6 protein-coding genes are annotated in these 5,687 nt (G+C 45.0%); all 6 read right to left on the bottom strand.

Going from position 1 to position 5,687, the window contains the following annotated elements; all coding sequences use genetic code 11:
- Positions 1–139: 139 nt before the first annotated feature.
- Positions 140–733 carry a GIY-YIG nuclease family protein gene (locus tag PRECH8_RS14280; RefSeq protein WP_200967760.1) on the bottom strand — a complete coding sequence of 198 codons (594 nt, stop codon included), beginning with the start codon at positions 731–733 and terminating at the stop codon, positions 140–142.
- Positions 734–867: 134 nt separating this feature from the next.
- Positions 868–1,386, bottom strand: coding sequence for an IS3 family transposase (locus tag PRECH8_RS14275; RefSeq protein WP_242457601.1), 519 nt, complete (start codon positions 1,384–1,386; stop codon positions 868–870).
- Positions 1,383–1,784, bottom strand: a complete 402-nt coding sequence (locus tag PRECH8_RS14270; RefSeq protein ID WP_200967758.1) for a transposase — start codon at positions 1,782–1,784, stop codon at positions 1,383–1,385. The genes PRECH8_RS14275 and PRECH8_RS14270 overlap by 4 nt, the downstream gene beginning before the upstream one ends.
- Before the next feature lie 102 nt (positions 1,785–1,886).
- The gene (locus tag PRECH8_RS14265; RefSeq protein ID WP_200967757.1) at positions 1,887–3,443 is read right to left on the bottom strand and encodes an ABC-F family ATP-binding cassette domain-containing protein; all 1,557 of its coding nucleotides are present in this window, start codon (positions 3,441–3,443) and stop codon (positions 1,887–1,889) included.
- A gap of 205 nt (positions 3,444–3,648) precedes the next feature.
- The gene (locus PRECH8_RS14260) at positions 3,649–4,833 is read right to left on the bottom strand and encodes a YycP family beta-propeller protein (RefSeq protein WP_200967756.1); all 1,185 of its coding nucleotides are present in this window, start codon (positions 4,831–4,833) and stop codon (positions 3,649–3,651) included.
- A 63-nt stretch (positions 4,834–4,896) separates the two neighbouring features.
- Positions 4,897–5,652, bottom strand: a complete 756-nt coding sequence (locus tag PRECH8_RS14255) for a YiiX/YebB-like N1pC/P60 family cysteine hydrolase (protein ID WP_200967755.1) — start codon at positions 5,650–5,652, stop codon at positions 4,897–4,899.
- Between the last annotated feature and the right edge of the window lie 35 nt (positions 5,653–5,687).

Below are 5,687 nucleotides of genomic sequence, written 5' to 3'. Positions count from 1 at the left end.
AACGAAAATTGTAGTTTTCATTTTACTAATGGAATGTGTTAGACTTCACCTTAAGGGTGCTCCTCTCTTTGTGGGTGATGTTGTGGACAAACACCATTCTACCAAAGATTTGGAGCACTTTTCATGTTTTTAGAGCATGTTACTTTCGAAATTTAGGTTCAATATTTATCACTTCTTCAGTGGTAATATTCTTAGGCAGAATCTGCAGGATACTGAACTGGAAGTGATGAAATTGATCAGGTGACGAGTCCAAGACAGCCTTTATGCCTTTATTGTCACCATGCGGTTTATGAACATAATGACTCCATCTGCCCAGCAAGCCTCCAGTTCCATAAGCCGAACCAACATACAGCTTCCCATTCGTTCGATCTGTAATTAAGTATATGGCATATACCGATGACAATGCCGTATGCCAATTTTCATATAGAGTTGGATCCGATACGATCTCTTTCAGTTCACCATAACTTAATATCACATTCTCGAAACCGTTGAATGCGTACCTGGGACTGGTCTGTATAGCTAGGACTTCCTTGTCATTGGTGGCCCATTGATGCCATGAGATCGCTGCTCTTCCCCAGTCGATGATCAGTCTGTTTTCCAGATCGCTGAGCAGCTCAGCTTTCTGCAAGTCAAAGTAGTAGTATGGCCCCTCGAACATTTCAGGTGCCGGGAAGTCCGCAGGCATTATGCCTGGATTGATCGCTTTCCCTGGACCAACTTTATAGCACCCCATAAATTTCGCACTCGTTCCAGGATGCACTGAAGAAATCAGACGGAAGGCCCATATGAACTGCTCCCTGTCAAGTAGACAGTGAAAATAACAAAAATCGTATTACCTGGACTCCATCATTTTGGGGTCCAGTTTTTTTATGCAATATTTTCAAGTAACTGACGACGATAGCTCATTGGAGCAAGCTTGCTTAACCTCTTCTGCCTTCGTTCGTAATTGTAGAAATGTATGTACTGTTCAATCGCTTTGGCAAGACTTTCATAATCATGGTATTCGTTTAGGTAATACATCTCACTTTTTAGGGTTCCCCAGAAGGCTTCCATTGGGCCGTTATCCAGGCACCGCCCAACTCGTGACATGCTTTGTGTCATCCCCGCCTTGTCCAATCTCACCTTAAACTCCTTGCTTGAATATTGGAATCCCCTGTCACTATGAAAGATCGGACGTGCATCAGGGTATCTGGCTACGGCGAGGTCAAAGGTGTCGAATACGAGACGCTTGTTGTTTCTCCTGCCTATGGCGAATGAAACGATGCTGTTATCCTTGAGATCCAAAATGGCGCTCAGATACATTTTTTCGTTGTTGCCGTACTTGAGTTCTGTCACATCAGCCAGCCATTTCTCATTCAGTTTCTCTGCCGTAAAATCTCGATTCAAAATGTGGTTGCACGCCCTTTGGTCATACGGATCCTTCTCCTTTGGCTTTTCTTTTCCCACTGATCTATATGACCATTATTATACAACTTAATCCAGTTGATGAGTTGTGTCCGGCTGCGGATCTTAAACTTCATGCATAGTTCTCTCAGGCTTCCTTCGCCACGAAGATACGCTTCCACCGCAGCGATTCTTAATGCTACAGGATAACGTTTCTTCTGCCTAGTGGGGAGTAGCACTGATGGCCCCATGGCTTCATAGTTGGCGATCCACTGATGTAGTGCATTATGGTGAACGCCATATTCATGAGCAATGCTTATCAGACTTCCTTCTCCTCGCAAATACTTCTCGACGGCTTCGAGCTTCTCGTTGAAACTGAATTCTTTCCTTGTTTTTCCCATACAAAAACTCCCCTCAAGGTAGTCCTGATTTTTGCTATTTCAGGTGTCTACCCTAAGGGGAGCATATCAATACGGTCTTCCGTCCTTTTCGATCATAGATTCCTAGAACAACTTCGTCGTCCATGATTCGCAATTCCATATATCCGTTACAACGTCCCGATAAAATTCCGGTTCGTGAGAGATCAACAGAATGCTGCCCTTGTACGCTTTCAGCGCTCGCTTCAACTCTTCCTTAGCGTCCACGTCGAGGTGATTCGTTGGCTCGTCGAGCACGAGCAGGTTCGTTTCGCGGTTGATCAGCTTGCACAGCCGTACCTTCGCCTTCTCGCCTCCGCTCAGCACTGCCACCTTGCTCTCGATATGCTTCGTTGTCAGCCCGCATCTTGCGAGTGCCGCACGCACCTCGAATTCATTGAACGAAGGGAAGTCCTTCCACACTTCCTCGATACATGTATGATAGTTAGCTTCCTTCACTTCCTGCTCGAAATAGCCAATATGCAGATAGTCCCCGAGCTCGACTGAACCCGACAGCGCAGGGATCTCGCCGAGGATGCTGCGCAGCAGTGTCGTTTTCCCGATCCCGTTCGCGCCGACCAGCGCCAGCTTCTGCCCCCGCTCCATGCGCAGATTCAACGGCTTCGACAGCGGGCTGTCGTAACCGATCACGAGATCCGTCGTTTCAAAGATGAGCTTGCTCGATGCCCGAGCTTCCTTGAAGTGAAACTGAGGTTTCGGCCTCTCCTTCGCCAGCTCGATCACTTCCATCTTATCGAGCTTTTTCTGACGAGACATCGCCATGTTCCGCGTAGCAACACTCGCCTTATTGCGTGCCACGAAGTCCTTCAGTTCAGCGATTTCCTGCTGTTGGCGCTTATAGGCGGCCTCAAGCTGTTGCTTCTTCATCTCATATACCTGCAGGAAATTGTCATAGTCACCGACGTATCGGGTTAATTCCTGATTCTCCATATGGTAGATGAGATTGATCACGCTGTTCAGAAACGGAATGTCGTGTGAGATGAGGATAAAAGCATTTTCGTATTCCTGCAGGTAACGCTTCAGCCAGTTGATATGCTGTTCGTCGAGGTAGTTGGTCGGCTCGTCCAAGAGCAGGATGTCCGGCTTCTCGAGCAGCAGCTTGGCCAGCAGCGTCTTCGTCCGCTGTCCTCCGCTCAGGTCGTGAACATCCCGATCCAATCCTATATCGGTCAAGCCTAAACCGCGGGCAGTTTCTTCGATTTTGGCATCGATCATATAGAAATCCTGATTCGTCAACGTATCCTGGATCATACCGACTTCCTCAAGCAGTTGCTCAAGCTCCTCAGGTGACACCTCGCCCATCTTGGCATACATGTCATTCAGTTCCTGCTCCATATCGAACAGGTACTGAAACGCACTCTTCAGAACATCACGGATCGTCATCCCTTTATTCAGCACGGCATGTTGATCAAGATAGCCGACACGCACACGCTTGGACCATGCAATCTTGCCTTCATCCGGTTGAAGCTTGCCCGTAATGATGTTCATGAAGGTGGACTTGCCTTCGCCATTCGCACCGATCAGTCCGATATGTTCCCCCTTCAACAACCTGAAGGACACATTGTTAAAAATTGCCCGATCCCCAAACCCGTGACTTAACCCTTCTACATTCAATATGCTCATTCGTGACACCTTTTCTTCTTGGTCTATTGGCAGCTTCTATTATATGTGTGAACAATGAAGACTACAAATTCAAGTTATGGCAAAGCCATTATAGACAATATACTTAGTGCTTTATAGAATCACAACAAGGAAATGGCATATGGTTTGGGGTTTCTGCTCCGCATCCAGCAGTAATAAGGCTTTAGTGGCTATTGCCTGAATATTGTTATCCAGGATGATCACGGATCACTCCGAAATCATATAGAAACACGGTGTTGTCTCCAAATGCCTTAAAGATACCGGGAATCTTGAGGCGGTTCTCCCTGATACCGTCCAGCGAGTAAGTATCAATGACATGGCTGCCCAGGTCTCTGTGATAGTAATAAAAATAAAGACGATCCCCCGAGAAATAGACCTTCTCATCTTGCCAATATTCCTGACGAGCATAGTCTGAGAATGTGAACAATACTTTGTCCTGATGTGTAACGGGATCATAGGCATGGACATTACCGAAGCCATCAACGAAGAGTAATCGATCATCGATACTCGCTATACTGTCTGGATTGAAGAAAAAGTGCATCGGATCCACATCGAGATCGTAGCTAGTGATCACGTGGAATGGAATGTCTGTCCGATTGTCCAGATCGATCTCGGCCATGGTTAATAATATGTTGGTCTCGGTATTATAGTGGAAGACCCCGTATAGCTTGTTTTGGTGCCATACCAGATTGGTTAACTTCATCAAATGTTCTGTGTTCTGATCATATAATAGACTCCGATGCTCAGTTATGTTTTCGACATCTTGGAATTGGTATTCGATCAAGTAAATATCTTTCAGGTTCATTATATCCGTTGCGATAATATATAGACTTGAGTCATGATCGCCTACGGAAAACACATATCCATCGAACTCCTTACAATACAAACGCTCGGCATCCCCCCAGCGGAGTGTTGATATGTAGTTATCTTCCCCCATTCTTTGATTGAACACACTGTAGTGGATTCCATTGTCTAATACTCCTGATGATTGACCGTATCCGGTATGCACCCTGCAGTCATTGATGGATAGTTCCAAGCTGCCATCATCGCCAAAAAGCTCAGCACTGTTCTTCTTATGCAGGATTAATTGATGTCCGTATGGGATTACCGAGTTCAACTCCAAGCCTGAGCGGACCGTTGTGCGAAAATGCCCATCAGAGTCAATCCATATCAGATGACTAGTTCCATCCCCTGCCCATTCACCTGCAATGGACGAGGAATAATAAACATAGGCAAATGTATCTTGTAGTTGGAGATGTTTATTTGAGGAGTAATGAGTACCTTCATCATTAATCAATAAATAAAGCACAACTGATGAAGAAATGATTAGTAAGAGAGCCAGTCCAACGATTAGAAATTTCTTACGCTCCATTGGCACACTCCATCGTGATATGTATTTCGGAGGGCGGGGAACCCGCTCTCCGATTTATTATGTCTAATAACTTTTGATAGTTGTAACTAAGTTTGAATCCCGGATATCCGTCGGATAGACACCCAATCCTCCATTAGCATCAAGATCTATATCAGCTTCAATTTTATACGCACACCAAACCAACTTTGAACAGTTTTTTTCTTTATCACAAGTCGTAAGTCTATTGCTAATGAAATTGTAAGAATAAGCGTCTCCCACTCTGGAATAAGCCCAGTCTACAGCAGCTTCCTTTTGTGATGTAGAAGCTGCTGTATCCTTGACTGCTAAAATTTTAGCTCCCGAAGCAACTGCTTTATTGGAACGATCAATTGTTCTTACACCATCGCCAGGCATTGACTCTACCAATATATTATCCGAGTAGTATAAGCCTACATGACCATGTTCAATGCCTGCTGTACTAGCTGTTTCAAAGAATATATCCCCTTTATTACTGCTATCAAGTGGATAAGTAGTTTCAGAACCACCACCGCCGCCTGAAGATCCCATCGGTGTGATATTCCTTAGTTGAGCTTCATGTGCCTTAGTTAGGCTGTAAGAAGCTTCATATAGTATTTGATTTGCTATATACTCTTCAGGCAAACCTAGTTCCTCAGAAGTGGACTGGATGATATCTCTTATCTGCTGAACAGTTAGTCCATCACTGATAATCGACAATTGAGCAACAATGCTTTCGAGATCTTGAGCTACAGGGTTCAGCGCAAATGCTTGTGTTGGTAATAATAGTGATAACGCGATCATAAAAGCCAATATCTTCCTCATGATTCTACCTCCTATTATTATAGTTGTCCGGACAA

Origin of the sequence: Insulibacter thermoxylanivorax, assembly GCF_015472005.1 — a bacterium.
Taxonomy (GTDB): Bacteria; Bacillota; Bacilli; order Paenibacillales; family DA-C8; genus Insulibacter; species Insulibacter thermoxylanivorax.
Note: the sequence above shows the minus strand (reverse complement) of the source record. Positions and strands in the feature narration are given on the sequence as shown.